Below are 18567 nucleotides of genomic sequence, written 5' to 3' on the forward strand. Positions count from 1 at the left end.
TTTACAGCTTCACCGGGAGGATCATCTCGACACACAAGCCACCACCCGCACGGTTGGTGGCTTTTATACTTCCGCCGTGCGCTTCGATCACATGCTGGGCGATCGCCAGGCCCAGGCCGTGGCCTTCGGCGCCGGCGTTCGCGGAGCGGAAGAAGGGCTGGAAGATGGTTTCCAGATCGGCCGGCGCCACGCCCGGGCCCCGATCGAGCACGCGGATGCACAGTTGGCGCGCATCGGGCAGGGAGCGCACCTGCAGCTGCACTTCGCCGCCCTCGGCGCTGTGCTTGATGGCGTTGCGGACCACGTTCTCAATCGCGCGCCCCAGCAAATCGGCTTGGCCGACCACCAGCACGTCGGCGTCGCCCTCGCGCACCACGCTGCGTTGCTGGCTGGCCGCCTCGTAACTGGCGTCGTCGGCGATTTGCTCCAGCAGATCGGCCATGCTGATCTCTTCCTGGCTGGCCTTGATCGCGCCGGCCTCCAGACGCGCCAACGTCAGCAGCTCGCCCACCAGTTTGTCCATGCGGACGCTCTCGCGTTCTATGCGCTCCATCGAGGCGGCGATTTTGTCCGGTTGCTGGTGCGCCAGGCCGATCGCCGCCTGCAGCCGCGCCAGCGGCGAGCGCAGTTCGTGCGAGACGTCGTGCAGCAGGCGTGTCTGGCCGTCGATCAGATTGCGCAGGCGCGCCGTCATGCGGTCGAAATCGCGACCAAGGTCGTTCAGTTCCGCGAGGCTTTTACCGGACGCGCTGACGAAGCGCGGCGCCAGGTCGCCGCCGGCGGCGGCATCGAACGCCGCCCGCAAGGCGCGGATCGGCCGCGAGAAATACCAAGCCAGGATCACCGAGAACAGCAGGCTGGCGAAAATCGCGGCGACGATCGGTATCCATGGCGTGAGCGGCTGGAATCGTGGACCCATCGGCCCGCGCGGGCCTTGCATGCCCGGCGCGCCATTGGCGCCGTTGCCGCCTTGCGCCTGGCCGGGCGGCGGGTTGCCGGGGGGCGCGCCGTCCGGCGGCGGACCGCCAGGCCCGCCGGGCCCGCCGGGCCGGTTCGGATCGAAACGGCCGTCGAAATCGCCGCCGCCGCGCCGATCCTCCAGCAGCATCTGCTGGCTCTTCAAACCGGCGAGCAGCTGTCGCGACTCGCTGTCGAAGCCGCGCTGGCGCTCGGCCCACGGCAGGAACAGCATATAGCGGTTGCCCTGCGGGTCGTACACCTGACGCACCACGCGGCGCTTGCCGTCGTCCTTGAGCAGCGCGCGCGATTCGCGCAGCATGGCCTGGCTGACGATACGGCCCAGCATCTCGCGGCCTTCGTCGTCAACCGCGTAGACGCGCCGCCTGTCCATATTTTCGAGCATGCGCCGCAGGGCGTTGGTGCCGCCGTATTCCAGTGTGGCGGCGGCCGCGTTGATGGCGATTTCCGCCGGCGGGCTGGTGTCGATGTCGGCCGGGGTGGCGCTTTGCTGGCTGCGGTCCTTGAGCCAGATGCCGCCGAGGACGCCCACGGTCGCCGTCATCTGTGCCAGCAGTATGCACACGAAGAACTTCCAGAACAGACGGCCCACAGGCTACTCCTTGATCAGCTGGTAGCCAAGGCGGTAGACCGTTTGGAGGCATGAGCGGCCGTCGGCGATGGTGCCGAGTTTATGGCGCAAGCTGCTCAGGTGGACGTCGATGTTGCGGTCGAAGCGCGCCAGCGGGCGGCCCAGACCCTGTTCCGACAAGGTGTTCTTGCTGACCGGGCGTCCTGCGTTGCGCGCCAGGACTTCGAGCAGATTGAATTCGGTGCTGGTCAGTTCCAGCTTGGCGCCGGCCCAGGCGGCGCGGCGCTGCTCCGGCCACATGGTCAGCTGGCCGACGTTGAGGGCGGCCGGCGTCCCGTTGTCGGTCGGCGCGCTTTGCGCCCGGCGCAGGATGGCGCGGATGCGGGCCGTCAGCTCGCGCGGCGTGCATGGCTTGGTGACGTAGTCGTCGGCGCCCAGCTCGAGGCCGACGATGCGGTCGGTGTCGTCGCCGCGGCCGGTGAGCATCAGGATCGGCAGCTGGCTGTTGGTGCGGATGCGGCGCAGCGTCTCCAGGCCGTTCATGCGCGGCATCATCACGTCGAGGATGGCGATGGCGTACTGCCCGGTGGCCGCTTCGGCGGTGCCTGCTTCGCCGTCGTGGACGGCCTTGACGTCGAAGCCTTCCTGTTCCAGATACTCCTGGAACATGCCCACCAGCTCGATGTCGTCGTCGATCAACAGTACTTTGCTCTTCATTGCTGCGCAATTCTTTCTATAAGGATCGTCAATCATACCAGTGGGGCGGACCCCGCCCGCCCACTTTTACGCCGATTTACAACGGCTTGCCTGAACGTAATTCCGTCGGAACGACCGCTTTTACGTCGATTTACGTTGTCCTTACGCTACTTAACATACGGCAACTAGAGAATGGCGTCTTCCAATTCAAATAAGGATGGATTTATATGAAAAACAACAAAACAAGCGTACAGAAGCTCTTGCTGGCCATGGCGGTCGCGCTGCCGTTGTACGCCGCGAGCGGCGCCCCCAGCGCAAATGAGATGGGCGGCGACCGCCCGCCGATGATGCATGGCGGGCCGGATCAGGACGGTCCCGGCAACGGACCGGAGATGCATGGCGGCATGCCGCCGTTCGGCGGTCCGGGCATGGGCGGGCGTTCGCCATTCATGCGCGGCGTCGAGCTGAGCGAAGCGCAGCAAGATAAGGTCTTCGCGATCCTGCACGAAGAGAAGCCGTATCTGCGCGAGCAGGGCAAGGCCGCCGCCAAGGCGCACGAGGCGTTGCGCGAGCTCGCCGGCGCCGACAAGTACGACGACGCCAAGGCCGCCTCGCTGGCGCGCGCCGCCGGCACCGCCATGGCCAATATCGCTTTGCAGCGCGCGCGCACCGAACAAAAACTGCTGGCGGTACTCACGCCGGAACAGCGCAAAAAACAGGCCGAGGAACAGAACGGCGACGACAAGCCGCGCCGTCCGCGCCCCTAGATCGCCAGCCATCGGGTTTATGCAGCGCAGCACCGTACCACCCTCGAATCAAATCAAATAAGCGGAGAAACTCATGTCGATCAATGCCCTCAGTTCCACCAGCGCGGCCAGCCAAATCAGTTTTCTGAACCGTCTTGACGGCGGCAACTCCACCAGCGGCACCGAAGCTGCGCGCCGGCCGCCACCGCCGGATGGTGGCGGCTTCGCCGACGCCATCGCCGAAGCGCTGAAATCGATCGGCGTCACGGATACGTCCGCCAGCGGCACAGGTAGCACCGCCGCCACCGATGCCACCGAGGCGACCGACGCCGGCACCGTGGCCGACGCGCTGGGCAGCTTCCTGCAAAGTTTGATGGGCGCGCTGCACGCGCAGAACAGCGGCCAGGCCGAAGCGCCGCCGCCATACAGCGAAGCGGCGGGCAAGGGCGGTGGCGGTTCCGGCAAGCTGGAATCGGATCTGCAAAGCCTGATCGCCAAGCTGGGCTCCGGCGACACCACAACCGGCAGCGCCGACGGGACGGACGCGGTCAGCGAGTTGGAGGCGACTTTCCAAAATCTGTTGGAAAAGCTGGGCGGCGGCACCGCCACGGAGAGCACGGATGGCACGGACGCCGGCACTAAACTGGCGGCCTTCCTGGAGGCGCTGTCTTCCAAGGTAGGGACCAGCGGCAGCAGCGGTAATTTGGTCAACACAACGGTTTAATCGAAGCACCGCCAGCCACCCCGGCCATCGCGCGGTGGCGGCTTAATCACACAAGTAAGGAGCAAGCATGGAACATCATGACGATAATCACGAACACAGTCTGGCGGCCGATCTGACCGCGATGCTCAATCTGACCAGCGACCGTCGCCAGACCTTGCGCTGGCTGTTGGCGGGCGCCTCGGCGCTGCCGATGATGGGTTGCGGCGGCGGTTCGGACAGCGCCAGCGATACCGCCAGCACGACGGCGACGACCACGCCAGCCACCACCACCACCACGACAACCACGCCGACGACGACCACCACGACCACGGCCGGCTCGTGCTCGGTGATCCCGGAGGAGACCGGTGGCCCGTATCCGGGCGACGGCACCAACAGCAATGCCAACGGCGTGGTCAATGTGCTGACGCAATCGGGCGTCGTGCGCAGCGACATCCGCAGCAGCTTCAATGGTCCGACCGGCGTGGCGGCGGGCGTGCCGCTGACGATCAAACTGCAGGTGGTCAATGTCAACGGCAGTTGCGCGTCGCTGGACGGCTATGCGATCTATCTGTGGCATTGCGACCGCGACGGAAACTACTCGTTATATTCGAGCGGCGTGACGACGCAAAACTATCTGCGCGGGGTCCAGGCGACCGACAGCAGCGGCAATGCGTCGTTCACGACGATTTTCCCCGGCTGCTATTCCGGGCGGGTGCCGCACGTGCACTTCGAGGTGTACCGATCGTTGGCGGCGGCGACCAGTGCGGCCAACCGCATCAAGACATCGCAGTTCACCTTCCCGGTGGCGACCTGTAATGAGGTGTACGCCACGACCGGCTACAGCGCCAGCGTGCGCAATATGGCCGCGATCAGCCTGGCGACCGACAATGTGTTCAGTGATGGCTATTCGCTGCAGATGTCTACGGTGACGGGGAATGCGACCGACGGCTATGTGGCGACGTTGACGGTGGGTGTGGCCGGCTAACGTCCGATATGGCCACTACGTGGAAGTACCTCGGAGACACGTAGGGCGGATTAGGCGGAACGCCGTAATCGGCCATGGGTGAGCCGTTGGCGGCTCATGCATGGCCGATTACGCTTCGCTAATCCGCCCTACGTGTATCCGTAGCAAATCGACCGTCAGCGGCCGCCCAAGGCGTCGCGGATTTTCTGGTCGGTCTTGTACTGGCTCAGCGAATACACCGCCCAGATCGCCGCCGGCAACCAGCCGATCACGGTGATTTGCAGGATCAGGCAGATGATGCCGGCGAACGGACGGCCGATCGTGAAGAACGTCAGCCACGGAAGGATCAGGGCAATAAGAAGGCGCATGTAGTTCTTGTCTCTCTATCGGATGACGACAGGGGCGCGCCGGCGGCACGCCCAAGCCCGAAATCTATCATATCATTAGCACATCGGCCGGACCATCCCGGCCAACCCATCAAGCGTCCAGCTTGACGCAATCGACGAAGTAACCACGCTTGCCATCGACCTCGCGCTTGACCAGGCCGTGCACGTCCGTCTCGAAGCCGGGGAAGCGCTCGTTGAAGTCGCGCGCGAAGCGCAGGTAGTCGACGATGGTCCTGTTGAAGCGCTCGCCCGGAATCAGCAGAGGAATGCCCGGTGGGTAAGGCGTCAGCAGGATCGACGTGATACGGCCTTCCAGCTCCTCGATCGCCACGCGCTCGATCTCGCGGTGCGCCATCTTGGCGAACGCGTCCGACGGTTTCATCGCCGGGATCATGTCCGACAGGTACATTTCGGTCGTCAGGCGCGCGACGTCGTAGGCCTTGTAGAAATCGTGGATCTGCTGGCACAGGTCGCGCAGGCCCATTTTTTCGTAGGTCGGGTTGGCGGCCGCGAATTCCGGCAGGATGCGCCACATCGGCTGGTTCTTGTCGTAGTCGTCCTTGAACTGCTGCAACGCCGTCAGCAGGGTATTCCAGCGGCCCTTGGTGATGCCGATGGTGAACATGATGAAGAACGAGTACAGGCCGCACTTCTCGATGATGACGCCGTGCTCGGCCAGGTACTTGGTGACGATCGACGCCGGGATGCCGCTGTCGGCGAACTGGCCGTCGAGCGACAGGCCCGGGTTGACGATGGTCGCCTTGATCGGGTCGAGCATGTTGAAGTTCGGCGCCAGGTTGCCGAAGCCGTGCCAGTCGTCCTCGGCGCGGATGACCCAGTCTTCGCGCGAACCGATGCCTTCTTCGGCGAAGTTCTGCGGGCCCCACACCTGGAACCACCAGTCCTTGCCCCATTCCTGGTCGATCTTCTGCATGGCGCGGCGGAAGTCCAGCGCCTCCAGGATCGATTCCTCGACCAGCGCGGTGCCGCCCGGCGCTTCCATCATGGCCGCGGCGACGTCGCACGAGGCGATGATCGAGTACTGTGGCGAGGTCGAGGTGTGCATCAGGTACGCCTCGTTGAAGGCGTCGCGGTCCAACTTGACCGTTTCCGATTCGCGCACCAGCACCTGCGAGGCCTGCGACAGGCCGGCGAGCAGCTTGTGGGTCGACTGGGTCGAGAAGATCATCGACTCTTTCGCGCGCGGACGATCCTTGCCGATCGCGTGCATGTCCTTGTAGAAGTCGTGGAAGGTGGCGTGCGGCAGCCACGCTTCGTCGAAGTGCAGGGTGTCGATTTTGCCGTCCAGCAGTTCGCGCAGGGTTTCGACGTTGTAGACCACGCCGTCGTAGGTCGACTGCGTGATGGTCAGGATGCGCGGCTTCTTGTTTTTGGCTTCGCGGGCGAACGGATTCGCCTCGATCTTGCGCATGATGCTCTCCATCGAGAACTCTTCCAGCGGAATCGGACCGATGATGCCCAGGTGGTTACGCGTCGGCATCAGGAACACCGGGATCGCGCCGCACATGATGATCGAGTGCAGGATGGACTTGTGGCAGTTGCGGTCGACGACGACGATGTCGCCCGGCGCCACGGTCGAGTGCCAGACCATCTTGTTCGACGTCGAGGTGCCGTTGGTGACGAAGTAGCAGTGGTCGGCGTTGAAGATGCGCGCGGCGTTGCGCTCGGACGCGGCCACCGGGCCGGTGTGGTCGAGTAGCTGGCCGAGTTCCTCGACGGCGTTGCAGACGTCGGCGCGCAGCATGTTCTCGCCGAAGAACTGGTGGAACATCTGGCCGATCGGCGACTTCAGGAAGGCCACGCCGCCCGAGTGGCCGGGGCAGTGCCACGAGTACGAGCCGTCGTTGGCGTAGTGGACCAGCGCCCGGAAGAACGGCGGCGACAGGCCGTCCAGATAGGACTTGGCTTCGCGGATGATGTGGCGCGCGACGAATTCCGGCGTGTCCTCGAACATGTGGATGAAGCCGTGCAGCTCGCGCAGGATGTCGTTGGGGATGTGGCGCGAGGTGCGCGTTTCGCCGTACAGGTAGATCGGGATGTCGGCGTTCTTGTAGCGGATTTCCTCGACGAAGGCGCGCAGCGATTTGAGCGCGGTGTCGGTCTCCTCGACCGAGCCGGCGCCGAATTCCTCGTCATCGATCGACAGCACGAAGGCCGACGCGCGCGATTGCTGCTGGGCGAACTGGGACAGGTCGCCGTAGCTGGTCACGCCCACCACTTCCATGCCTTCTTTTTCCATTGCATCGGCGAGGGCGCGAATGCCCAGGCCGGACGTGTTCTCGGAACGGAAATCCTCGTCGATGATGACGATGGGGAAACGAAATTTCATGCATGTCTCCAAAAAAGCAAGCCGCCCCTGACAAATGTGAAGGGGCGGACAGGGCGCGACACTATTGCTAGGAATCGCAGAAAAAAAATAAGAACGGGATTCTCGCAGAAATGCGCCCGCTGCGGGAAAAAAATATCATATAGAAAAAATGACCAAACCGCGCAGTAGAGTGCCTCAGCGGTGTGACGGGCGTATTACAGCCGGCCAGACCTTAATGGAGCCAGGCGATGACGCCCAGCGCAATGCCCACGCCGGCCACGCCGTACGCCAGGCCCATCATCCATTTCTTGCGGGTGAGCAGGGTAATGGCCGCCAGCGAAATGGCGATCTGCTCGGCGGTGGTCGCCAGCGCCCATTGGTGATGATGATGCATGGCCTCGTCGGACTTGTGATTCCATTCTTTCGACGATTCCTCCCATTTCTCGGCTTCCTTGCGGATATCGTCCTTTTCGGCCTTGTAGCGGGCCACCTCGGCCTCATATTTCTTAGGGTCCACCCCGGGCAGGGTCATGGCCAGCTCGGCCAGGTTCTGCTTGCTGGATTTGGCCTGGTAGTAATTCCAGCTGTTGGCGGCCTGCGTCTTGTCGATCGCGGCGTTGTTCTTGAACATGGCCGCGTCGTTCTGCGTCGCCCCGCCCAGATAACCGAAAGCGGCGCCGACGGTCGCCAGGATGGCCGTCATGACGGCAATATTGTTCGAAAAGCCATCGTTTCCGTGGGCTGCGTGTTCCACCGCGTGATCGTGCGGTCCGTGTACGTGAAAACCTTGACCTGACATGATTGGTTAAATCCTTGAAGAGTAAAGTTAGACTTTGCGACGATAGGTGACGAACGCGTACGGCAAGCCGGACGTTTCGGAGGTGTGCTGCTCGCGGCCGGTTTCTTCCCACACGGCGTGGTCGATTGCGGGGAAGAAGGCGTCGCAGTCGAAGGTGTGGCCGACCTCGGTGACGATCAAGCGGTCGGTCAGGGCCATGGACTGCTTGTAGATCTCGGCGCCGCCGATGACGTAGCCTTCGGCGCCGTCCAGCAGCGCGATGGCCGCGTCGACCGAGTCCATCGCCTCGACGCCGTCATGGCGCCAGTCGGCGTTGCGGGTGATGACGATGTTGCGGCGGTTGGGCAGCGGACGGCCGATCGAATCGAAGGTTTTGCGGCCCATGATGATTGGATGGCCGGTGGTCAGGCGCTTGAAATGGGCCAGATCCTCCGGCAATTTCCACGGCAAAGTGTTGTTGATGCCGATGCCGCCTTGCTGGTCGGTGGCGACGATGATGGTCAGTGTGCTCATGGATACTCTGTAAGGTTGGGTGAGAATTCCCGGTGGCTGGTATTATCGTTGAAATTGCGGTCCGCTTCCATGACCGTTGAGTAATTTGCCAGAGCGAGTAGCAAGCGCGAACGCTGGCGCGAACACCCTATGAATCCGGCCTTCTGGCCATACCGAGTACCTATGACGAATTTCGAAAAAACCGGCAGCCGTTCCATCCCGTCCCTGCAAGCGACCGTTGAAGAATATATCGAGCCGCGCAGCGGCGCGCGCCACATCCATCTGGCCAGCGACCAGCAGGAGCTGGTGTTCCTGGTCGCCTTCCCGACGGTGCCGGACGTCAGCGACGGCCGCGCCCACATCCTGGAGCACCTGTCGCTGTGCGGCTCCGAGCGTTATCCCGTGCGCGATCCGTTTTTCTCGATGCTGCGCCGCTCCACCGCCACCTTCATGAACGCGTTCACGTATGCCGACCGCACCGTCTACCCGTTCGCCAGCACCGACCGCAAGGATTTCTTCAACCTGCTCGATGTGTATCTGGACGCGACCTTTTTCCCAAACCTGGACTACCTGAACTTCCTGCAGGAAGGCTGGCGCCATGTTCTCAAGGACGGCAAACTGGCCTACCAGGGCGTGGTGTTCAACGAAATGAAGGGCGCTTTCAACGATCCGATGCGCGCGCTGTACAGCGGCATCGAAGGCACGCTGCTCAAGGGGACGACCTATGAGGTGGAATCCGGCGGCGATCCGCTGGTGATCCCGGAGCTGACGCACGAGATGCTCAAGGAATTCCACGCCAGTCATTACCATCCGTCGCAAGCGGTGTTCATGACGGCTGGCGCCATCAGCGCCGAGGAAATCCAGGAGCAGATCAAGCTGCGCGTGCTGTCCAAATTGCCGGCCGCCGCGCAGGAGCGCATGCTGCCGCAGCTCGCGGAGTACTGGACCGCGCCGCGCGTCAACGAGGTGCGCATCCCGTCGCAACAGGCCAAGGCCGACGAGTACGGCCTGCAGTTTTCGTGGTTGCTGGGCGAATCGAACGACCCGATGGCCTATTACAATGCCTACCTGCTCGACGCCGGCCTGCTTGGCGACGCCTCGTCGCCGCTGATGAAGGCCATGGAATCGGCTGGTTATGGTCGTCCATCGCGCCTGAACGGGCATGACGACGGCCCGCGCCAGTTGATTTTCCACGTCGGCATGGAAGGCCTGACCGAGCCGCAGATCGAAAAAGCACGCGTGCGGATCTGGTCCGCGCTGGAGCGCGCGGCGAAGCAGGGCGTGCCGACCGACGCGCTGCAAGCGGCGTTGCGCGACATCCGCTACAGCCAGCGCGACACCGCCAACTCCCACATGCCGAATGCCTTGAGCCGCCTGCTGCACGCGCTGCCGGTGGCCATGCGCGGCGGCGACGTGTTCGACGCGCTCGACGGCGAAGCCCACCTGGCCAAGCTGGAAGAGGCGATCCAGGACCCGGATTACTTCAAATCGCTGGTGCGCTCGCTGCTGGAAAGCCCGACGCGCCTGACCACTCGCGTTATCCCGGACGCCACCTACTTCACGGTGCGCGACGCGCTGGAAGAAGCGCAATTGGCCGCGCGCGACGCCGCGCTGACCGCCGACGAACGCGCCCGCATCGAAGCCGAGACGGCGGCACTGGACAAGCACCAGCAACTGCCGTCCAATTCCGAGGTGTTGCCGCGCATCCGTCCGTCCGATGTCAGCATCCACCCGGCGCCGGCGCTGCCTTTGCCCGCGCCGCTGGCCGCGCAGAGTGGCCGCGTGCTGCCGTTCACCATCGCCTCCAACGGCTTGTCGTATGCGCGCGTGAACTACGATGTTTCGCATTTCGAAGCCGCCGACTGGCCTTGGCTGCGTCTGTACGCGGACGTGGTCACCGAGATCGGCGTCGGCGATATGGATTACGAGGACGCCGACGCGTGGCGCCAACTGATGGCGCCATCGTTCGACGTCGGCCTGGACGCGACCCAGCAGCCCGGCGGCGCGTTGAGCCTGGAGCTGTGGTTCGGCGCCAGCGGATTGCGCGAGGATCACGAGGGTATCGCGGAGCTGATTTCGCGCACTTTGTCGGAGACGCGTTTCGACGAGCATGAGCGTTTGGCCTTCCTGATCGACAGCGAAGCGCAGGACCGGCTGACCGGCCTGGCGCAGGCGGGCAACCGCTACGCCATGCTGGCGGCGACTGCGCCGTTGTCGCCGCTGCGCCGCTTCGACGACGTGGTCGGCGGCGCGGCGTCGCTGCCGTTCTACGGCAAGCTGCTTGAGCAAAGCAAAACGCCGGAAGGCATCGCCGCCATCGCCGAGCGTCTGAGCGCGCTGCACAAGCGCGTGACCGGCGTGACGCCGATCATGCTGTCGGCCGGTTCCGGCGACGATAGTGCCGATCTGGCGCGCATGGTCAAGCTGCCGGCTTCGCAGGCCGAGGCGCCGGGTACGTCGGCGGCGCCGGAGGGTTTGCCGCTGGCGGATGCGGCGTTGCACGCGGTCAGCCAGATCAACCATTGTGTGGTGGCCTGGCGTGCGCCGATGGTGCACGAAGCCGGTGCGGCGGCGTTGGCGGTGGCGGCGGAGCTGATGACCAATCAGCTGCTGCACGCGTCCTTGCGCGAGAAGGGTGGGGCGTATGGCGGCAGCGCGGGATATGGAGGGGGCAGCGGCACGTTCGTCATGGCTTCGTACCGCGATCCGCGCCTGGCTGAAACGTATGCCGACTTCGACGTGGCTATCGACCAGATGCTGGAGAACGACTTTTCGCAGGAGGAGCTGGAAGAGGCGATCATTTGTGTGATCAAGGGGTTGGACAAGCCGAATTCGCCGCACGAGCAGGTGACGCACGCGTGGAGTTTGTACCGTCGCGGGATCAGCGAGGAATTGCGTCAGCAGTTCCGCACCGGGGTGTTGAATTGCACGCTGGACGATATCCGCGTGGCGGTGCGCACGTGGATCAAGGATGGTCAGGCCAGCCGCGCGGCATTCGTCGGCGATCTGTCGCAGGACTTGTCTGGATTGAAGACGGTGGATTTGGTGGAGTTGGCCAACGCCGCTTAAAGCTCAGTGCGCCGACGGCGTGGCGATTTAACCCGCACGTCGGCGCACAGGGGTCGTACCCCGTACGGGGTACGACCCCACCTTATCGGGTTGGTGCGCGGCTCAATCAAGAGACGCGGAATAAAGGTGCGTAAGTTTCTTTTCCAAATTATACGAAATTCGAACCGATGAGGTCAAAAAATGGTCGTTATTCGCTCATTAATCCTTTTTCGTATAATTTTCGAATGTCGAAATCGAGATTTTTTTGAAGAATCTTTTGATCCGCTATCTCAAACGTCTTGTCCTTTATTTCGAAATTCACAAGTGCTAAGCAACTGTCAATATAATTTTTTGTTTGCTTGGGTAACTCTGTTAGGTCAGCGCACTGCGGCAATACATGGCGTAAAATATTGCAGTTGATGGGGATGATCTCTTGGCGTTCCATGCGTTCCCAGGATTTATAGGTTCCGAAACTAGAATTCGTAAGAATTCCGTTCATATGCTGAGGCTCTTTTTCTCCCGCACCCGGAAAGCAATCATTAATAATTCGAATTCTTTCCTTTTGGCTTAAACGATCGAATTTCCCAAGTTGTTCTATGCCTTCATTAATCCGTCCGTCCAGATTTCTGACCATCCTGGCTCCTTCGGGATATAGGGTCGCTTTGGCCTGTACCGTGAGTAAGGTGTTGGACTTCGCGCAGTACGCAAGTAAATCAATGTCTGTACCGGGAATTTTCTTTTCAAGAACTACGGCGTAACCATTTGTTTCGAAATGGTGCTTTGCACGCTGTAAGAGCATGGGTTCGAACAAGTCGGAAATCTGCTCATGAAAATGATACTTCTCCGAAAATGGCGGATGATTTTGCACAGTAATCAAAAGATTTCGAACGGACATAGACATGAAGGCAGCTCCAGGGCAAAAGTACAAACAGTCACCCAAATCCCAGAACGGAGGCAAGAACCGTTTGCTGATGCTGGACCGCGTGCTGCCGTTCTCGAAAAAAAATTCACCGAATTTATTAAAATCAGATTCTTTAGCGCCTGTAAGTTTTAGTGCAATATTTCTTATTGATGATTTCGGTACAACCGCCATGGAAAGCCCCTTGCGTAATGCGTATTCGATCTCATCGCCGAGTTGACGTCCCTTGCAGTACCGACTTACTACGATCGTTGTTTGCATATACGCATAACAAATGGCACATAAAGCCTGCCTGATCTTTCGAAATGCGGACGCGTCAGTAAAGCCGAGATTGCTATAGAAAGTATCGGGAACTAGTACTGCCTCACGGTAGGAATTAGATATTGCTTCGTATATTTTCTCAATGTATGCTGTGCTCTTTATTACATTTGGCACTTCTCTTCTGTCCAGCCGGCGTTTCACAGATATCCAATGGTCCTGCACGCCGTCCACCTTCACCTGTGGAATGATAGGAATACTCAAGTTCGAGAGTACTGAGTCGACCAATTCGGCACGACAAGCGTCTGCGGAGGTGTAGTCGACCAGCGATGTGTGCTGATCCAGCCGCTTATAGGTATACACTCCGCTGTGTATGAAAGGGAAAACGATATTCAAGTTGGCGCATTTCATCAAATCCATCGCAGCTGGATGAAGTGCTGCTATCTCGTTAAAACCATCTCTACACACCTCAAGGCTTAGTGGGGTTAAGTCTAAATCACGTTCAAAAATAAACATCAGCGGAATCAAGAAATTCACATCGATATTACCATCTTCAATTAGTCGCACGGTTGCAATTTCAGACATGAAATTGAATAATACTCCAAATGGAAGTGAGAGGACGGGATTCGCGTGGAAGTGTGCGTCTACTAGGGATTCAAGGGTGCTTATCTCAGTTTTCATTTTTGACTGGTTATTAATTATGATCGATGGTTATGAAATATAAATATTGATCGAAGACTAGGTGCGCCGGTCTTTGTTCATGCTGGCACGGACTGCCATCTAGAGCAGCAGAGCTTAATCGATTTAAATTAACTTGAACGATGCAAGCAAATTCCCGAAATTCAAGGAAATGTAGATTAGCAATCTTATCTGATTCGAAGTATTTAGAGTTCATGCGGCAGGAACATGCACACAATCAGGTAATTTTGCTTCCATTTGCTTTTTTCCAGCTGAGGAAGTCGAACTGGATATGCGAAACTTCAGGTAGTTTTTTATAAAAAAACGTCTCAATGACTTTTGGTAGTTCTGCAAGGGCGCACCAGACTTGCCCATGCATGGCCATAGTAAGTATTTCCCCCGTTGTGACATGCGCTAATGACTTATTTGTGATCTCAATAATATTGACTAGCGCCCACTCTACAACTTGATCAGGCATATTTATGAATGCACATATTTCCTCGGGTGATACCTTATCCAAAGGGTGCCCATTGGCGCTGTAATTTTCGATTGCTATATCACTGGATCTACGTTTTTTAACTGCGGTCAGTTGGCCATTTTTTCCTTGTAATCCTATAAATTCAAGTAAGGCTCGCGCGTGCACAAATCCGACTTGGTATATGGGCTGGAGGAAGTTGCCAGCGTAGCCTTTATAATTCAAATTATTGCCAATCGAAAGCGAAATTTCTTCGGAGCCAAAGGTGCGCGTTTGCAGTTCCAGCGCCCACGCAGCGTCGTTCACGGCATGCATTCGTAGCGGAAGCCAAGTTGAGAGTATTTCGTCAAGGCTTAGGATTGTTGACCTTTGCATACGCGATTAGAGATAAATATTTGGCATTCATGATACCGCATTCCTGTTCTATCCAGCGGGGCCTTTGCTGCAGCTTATGCCTTGATTTGCTGTGTCCTCGTTCGGCTCGGGGGCTTTAGTATATTAATGTGCCTCTTGGTGCGGTAAGCGAGGCTCGTTGCCATCGGTTAAGACGGGGCTGCACCCGCATTAAGATATCGGCAGACATCGCCTTCAAGATCGGCATCGCGGATTGGTAGCGTATGTCGTTCGCAAAACTCTGTGATGACCCGCTAGCTTCGGTCATGTAATGGTTGACCTGACGCCGCTGCGAATGTACTTGGAATAGCCTTTTTCCTCTGGCAAGCTGCTCAGCAAGACTTCTCAAGGAGGGCTTGGAGGAAGTGGCCATTCGTGTACGAAGAAATCGGACGGGCCGAACTCTTCGCGCGAGCAGTTGACGCACTCGGGTAGTTTGCGCCGTTGCGGCGTCTGCAGACAGTTGCGTCAGCGTTTTCGTATTGCGGTGTTGATTTGCACCTTGTACGACATCCTAGCCTCAGTGCGCAGGGGAATCCAAGACGGACAGGCCAGCCGCGCCGCGTCTTCGACGACCTGTCGCGGGACTTGTGGGGATTGAAGACGGTGGATTTGGTGGAGTTGACCAACGCCGTCTAAATGGGCCTAAAACACGTGGCGCGGATTGGCCACGTATGCTGGCTCACGCTAACGCGAATCACTTCTGAAACACGTAGGGCGGATTAGCCGGAACGGCGTAATCCGCCATCTATGATCCGTTGGCGGCGCATGCATTGGCGGATTACGCTTCGCTAATCCGCCCTACGTGGTTTAGAAGATATTAAAATCCGTGGCCGCCGCTTTGGCGGAAGGCCAGCATATGCCGCGCCAGCGCCTCTGGCGCCTCCAGCGGAATCATATGTCCTGTATCACCCTTCAGCATCTGCAAACTGGCGTTGGGAAAGCGCTCAGCCATCTGCCGCAAATCCTCTGGCGGCACGAGATTGTCCTCCTCCGCGCCAACGATCAGCACCGGGAATCTCAATTCAGCCAACCGTTCCATCAAATCCGGCCGGTCGATGGTCGTCGCAAACTGCGTCAACAGCACCTCCTTGCCAAGATCGAGCGCCATCTGCTGGATCGGCCCGACAATCGCCTCATCGTCCAGATGCGACGGATGCAGCAACTCGCGCAACCTCTGTCGCGACATCCCCGCATAGGCGTTTCGCTCCAACATCGCCACGATGCGCTCGCGCGCCAGCACCTCCGCAGGTTTCAGTCCCTTGGCCGAATTGGCGATCAACACCAGCGACTTCACGCGCTCGGGATGCGCAACCGCATGTTCGATCGCCAGGTAGGCGCCGAGCGAAAACGCCACCAGATTGGCCGCCGGCGCGCTGTGCGTGGCGATCAGCTCCCGCATCTGTTGACGTGTGCGGGCCTGGTGCAGCGGTACATAATTAAAATCGAAGGCGTCACCCAACAGCGGTGTGAGCCTGGTCCACATCCGCTCATCGCACAAGGTGCCCGGAAGAAGGTCGAGTCTGGTCGTCATTATATTTATCGTGTTTAATCGCCGGTTGGATAGTGGGCACGGCCGTATTGTAGGGCAAACCGACGAATCTACGATCTGCTGAGCCGTTGAGCAAGCGCAAGAGCAAATCGCCGCAGGTCCGGGACGGCGGTCGCCTCCCAATACGTGGCTTTCAGCCAAGGACCGATGTAAAACAGGGAATCGGAGCTCATGCCGTGCTGATCGATGGCTGCGCAGTCGCTCCCGACCTCCAGTCCCAGTCCCAGCCTGTCCACCCGTATCAAGCCATCTCGCAGAAGTTGCTTGACTAGTGCATTGCCGCTATGGCGCGGATCGGCGCAAGGGCCAGTACAGTTGATAACTGCGCCGGCATGCACCACGGTCGTCCGAGCCGCGCCGCGCCGGCGCAATGTCACCTCGATATCGGTAGTGTTTTCATCAAAGCCAATAATCCGCGCGGCGAACGTTTGTATTACCCCAGCTTGGAGTGATTCCGTCAGTTGCTGGTGCAAGGTGGGGGAGAGGCGGTGGCGATGGATATCCCAGTACGGCTGAACATGGCGCAAGAAACGTTTTCGTTCTTTTTCCGTATATTCCAACCAGATATCCGTGGCGACGGGGCGCAGTAGCGCCATGGCGTCGCGCCAGTCCCGCCCATGCGCCGCGATCCTCCGGACATAACGCCGAAATTCGCATAGTTGTTCCCGCACGGTGGTGGCCTCTCCCCAAATGGCCCGCGGTCCGGAATCGCCGCCGTGCCGATGGCCGTCATGACGATGGGGATGTGGTACCAGCCCCCTGCGCGACACTGCGATGATTGGACGCGCAGGATTCTGTTTCAGCAGAGTTGTCGCCGTGTCCACCATGGTCAATCCCGTGCCCAACAGCAATACGGGTTGATCCGCCGGGATGCGTGCCATGCCACCGGCCTCCCAAGGATCCCCAAGGTACCGTTTGCTGCTAAGAATGGCCTTGCCGGCGATCGGGAGAGTGGAAGGGAAGTACCCCAGCGCTAACACGATGTGGTCGGCTATGATTGTTGAGCCATCATCCAGTTGGGCCACCAGCCCGGCGGCATCGTTCGCGGGGTGTATCGAAGCGACATACCGGAAGACACGTTCAAGTTTGACATGTGGCGGAGCATCCCGTTCAGCTTGCTCCAGCAACGATTCCAGGTAGTCGCCGTAGAGCTGGCGCGGGACGAAGCTGCCGGAATCAATTCGCATATCCACGGTGCGGGCAAAACGCAGGAAGTGCTCCGCGTCGTCGTCGAGCGCGCTCATGTTGCCTGCTGGTACATTCAGGGTGTGGTCGGGACTTTGGGTGCCGTAGGCCATGCCACGTGCAATGCGTTCGCCGCCGTTGACCAATACCACGCGCAGGGGAGAGGTGTGGTGCTGCCTAAGAAGTTGCACTGTCGTAACGGCGCCGGAAAAGCCGGCGCCGATGATAACAATGGTTTTCATTTTTTTTCAATTTCTCAAATAGGCCTTGGAGGCGGATTTGATATCATAAATTGAATAGTTACTTATTTATAAGAAATTTATTTTCACAGGCTACCCGATCGCCCGGCGCACGGGCTCGCTCGATTTAAACCGCCATCGGCGCCGTGATCGGCGCGTGGTGTTGGTAGCCTTCCAGCGAAAAGTCGGACGGTTCGATTTTTTCCAGCCATTCAGGCTCGTACTTGCCGGTCTTGGCGAAGTCCGGCACGCGGTCGGAGATGCGCAGTTGCGGCGCCGCGAACGGCGTGCGGGTCAACTGTTCCTTGACCATGTCCATGTGGTTTTCGTAGATGTGCGCATCGCCGATGAAATAGCTGAACCAGCGCGGCGTGTAGCCGGTCAGGCGGCCAACCAGATGCATCAGCGCCGCGCCTTCGGCCAGGTTGAAAGGCGTGCCCAGACCCAGGTCGTTCGAGCGCACGTAGAGGCACATGGACAGCTCGCGCGTGGTCGGATTCGGGATGAACTGGTACAGCAGATGGCACGCCGGCAGCGCGACCGCGTCCAGCACCGCCGGATTCCAGCCGTGGAACAGGATGCGGCGGCTGCCCGGATTGTTGACGATGGTGTCCAGGCACTCGCGCAGCTGGTCGATTGATTTGTGCAGCAGGACCTTGGGCACGCCGGCGTCGTCGAACTGGGAGATCAGGCGGAAGCCGTTTTTCTGGGCGTCGGCGATTTGCGCCGGTTGATCGAGTTCGATCAGCTTGAAGCCGGGCCACTGGCGCCATTGAATGCCGTAGACCGGGCCAAGGTCGTCCTCGCCGAGGCGGTACGGATTCTCGAGCCATTGTTTGTTTTCGTTGGCGTTCTGGTCCCAGACCTTGCAGCCCAGCGCGCGGAAGTCGGCGGCGCTGCGGGACGCGCGCAGGAACGCGCACAGCTCCCCGACCACGGATTTGAAGGCCAGGCGCTTGGTCGTCACGGCGGGGAAGCCGTCGTTGAGCAGGTCGAAACGCATCATCGCGCCCGGCACGCTCAGGGTGCGGATGCCGGTGCGGTTGTCTTGCCAGCTGCCGGTATCGAGGACGGTTTGGATCAGTTCCTGGTATTGCTGCATATGTTCTCCAACGTGAGCGTTACGGCTCTAAAGGCGGCTATTTTATCAGGACCT

The 18567-nt window shown here is 59.9% G+C and carries 15 protein-coding genes; 4 read left to right on the forward strand and 11 right to left on the reverse strand.

Annotated features, from left to right (window positions below; all coding sequences use genetic code 11):
* Nucleotide 1: 1 nt before the first annotated feature.
* A complete protein-coding gene (locus tag MRBLMU1_RS27810) occupies nucleotides 2-1570 on the reverse strand; it encodes a sensor histidine kinase (protein ID WP_363508785.1) in 1569 nt (522 codons plus the stop codon).
* A 3-nt stretch (nucleotides 1571-1573) separates the two neighbouring features.
* Nucleotides 1574-2266 carry a response regulator transcription factor gene (locus MRBLMU1_RS27815; RefSeq protein WP_090319468.1) on the reverse strand — a complete coding sequence of 231 codons (693 nt, stop codon included), beginning with the start codon at nucleotides 2264-2266 and terminating at the stop codon, nucleotides 1574-1576.
* Nucleotides 2267-2472: 206 nt separating this feature from the next.
* On the opposite strand from MRBLMU1_RS27815, the gene MRBLMU1_RS27820 reads away from it, so the two are divergent.
* The 3 genes from MRBLMU1_RS27820 to MRBLMU1_RS27830 all read left to right on the forward strand — a co-directional run bounded on the left by MRBLMU1_RS27820 (nucleotide 2473) and on the right by MRBLMU1_RS27830 (nucleotide 4679).
* Nucleotides 2473-3012, forward strand: a complete 540-nt coding sequence (locus MRBLMU1_RS27820; protein WP_363508788.1) for a Spy/CpxP family protein refolding chaperone — start codon at nucleotides 2473-2475, stop codon at nucleotides 3010-3012.
* Nucleotides 3013-3085: 73 nt separating this feature from the next.
* A complete protein-coding gene (locus MRBLMU1_RS27825) occupies nucleotides 3086-3715 on the forward strand; it encodes a hypothetical protein (RefSeq protein ID WP_363508791.1) in 630 nt (209 codons plus the stop codon).
* Between the two features lie 67 nt (nucleotides 3716-3782).
* Nucleotides 3783-4679, forward strand: coding sequence for an intradiol ring-cleavage dioxygenase (locus MRBLMU1_RS27830; RefSeq protein WP_363508794.1), 897 nt, complete (start codon nucleotides 3783-3785; stop codon nucleotides 4677-4679).
* 155 nt (nucleotides 4680-4834) lie between these two features.
* Here the strand turns inward: MRBLMU1_RS27830 and MRBLMU1_RS27835 are convergent, their stop codons facing one another.
* The 4 genes from MRBLMU1_RS27835 to MRBLMU1_RS27850 all read right to left on the reverse strand — a co-directional run bounded on the left by MRBLMU1_RS27835 (nucleotide 4835) and on the right by MRBLMU1_RS27850 (nucleotide 8685).
* Complete coding sequence (locus tag MRBLMU1_RS27835) at nucleotides 4835-5026, reverse strand: YqaE/Pmp3 family membrane protein (protein ID WP_363508797.1); 192 nt, start codon at nucleotides 5024-5026, stop codon at nucleotides 4835-4837.
* Nucleotides 5027-5135: 109 nt separating this feature from the next.
* Nucleotides 5136-7394, reverse strand: a complete 2259-nt coding sequence (locus tag MRBLMU1_RS27840) for an arginine/lysine/ornithine decarboxylase (protein WP_363508800.1) — start codon at nucleotides 7392-7394, stop codon at nucleotides 5136-5138.
* Nucleotides 7395-7605: 211 nt separating this feature from the next.
* A complete protein-coding gene (locus MRBLMU1_RS27845) occupies nucleotides 7606-8172 on the reverse strand; it encodes a DUF4337 domain-containing protein (RefSeq protein WP_363508803.1) in 567 nt (188 codons plus the stop codon).
* A gap of 27 nt (nucleotides 8173-8199) precedes the next feature.
* On the reverse strand, nucleotides 8200-8685 hold the full coding sequence (locus tag MRBLMU1_RS27850) for a dihydrofolate reductase (RefSeq protein ID WP_363508806.1): 486 nt from the start codon (nucleotides 8683-8685) through the stop codon (nucleotides 8200-8202).
* A gap of 162 nt (nucleotides 8686-8847) precedes the next feature.
* On the opposite strand from MRBLMU1_RS27850, the gene MRBLMU1_RS27855 reads away from it, so the two are divergent.
* Nucleotides 8848-11733: an insulinase family protein gene (locus tag MRBLMU1_RS27855; RefSeq protein ID WP_363508809.1), complete on the forward strand. Its 2886-nt coding sequence runs from the start codon at nucleotides 8848-8850 to the stop codon at nucleotides 11731-11733.
* 187 nt (nucleotides 11734-11920) lie between these two features.
* On the opposite strand, the gene MRBLMU1_RS27860 is transcribed toward MRBLMU1_RS27855, so the two are convergent.
* The 5 genes from MRBLMU1_RS27860 to MRBLMU1_RS27880 form a co-directional block, all read right to left on the reverse strand.
* On the reverse strand, nucleotides 11921-13474 hold the full coding sequence (locus MRBLMU1_RS27860) for a hypothetical protein (protein ID WP_363508812.1): 1554 nt from the start codon (nucleotides 13472-13474) through the stop codon (nucleotides 11921-11923).
* Between the two features lie 331 nt (nucleotides 13475-13805).
* Nucleotides 13806-14348 (reverse strand): hypothetical protein, encoded by a 543-nt coding sequence (locus tag MRBLMU1_RS27865; RefSeq protein ID WP_363508815.1) that lies wholly within the window; start codon nucleotides 14346-14348, stop codon nucleotides 13806-13808.
* A gap of 907 nt (nucleotides 14349-15255) precedes the next feature.
* Nucleotides 15256-15969: an alpha/beta fold hydrolase gene (locus MRBLMU1_RS27870; protein ID WP_363508818.1), complete on the reverse strand. Its 714-nt coding sequence runs from the start codon at nucleotides 15967-15969 to the stop codon at nucleotides 15256-15258.
* A gap of 68 nt (nucleotides 15970-16037) precedes the next feature.
* Nucleotides 16038-17414 (reverse strand): FAD/NAD(P)-binding protein, encoded by a 1377-nt coding sequence (locus MRBLMU1_RS27875; protein WP_363508821.1) that lies wholly within the window; start codon nucleotides 17412-17414, stop codon nucleotides 16038-16040.
* A 124-nt stretch (nucleotides 17415-17538) separates the two neighbouring features.
* Nucleotides 17539-18513, reverse strand: a complete 975-nt coding sequence (locus MRBLMU1_RS27880; protein WP_363508824.1) for a thymidylate synthase — start codon at nucleotides 18511-18513, stop codon at nucleotides 17539-17541.
* Nucleotides 18514-18567: the final 54 nt, after the last annotated feature.

The organism is Burkholderia sp. LMU1-1-1.1 (genome assembly GCF_040675865.1).
Taxonomy (GTDB): Bacteria; Pseudomonadota; Gammaproteobacteria; order Burkholderiales; family Burkholderiaceae_D; genus Rugamonas.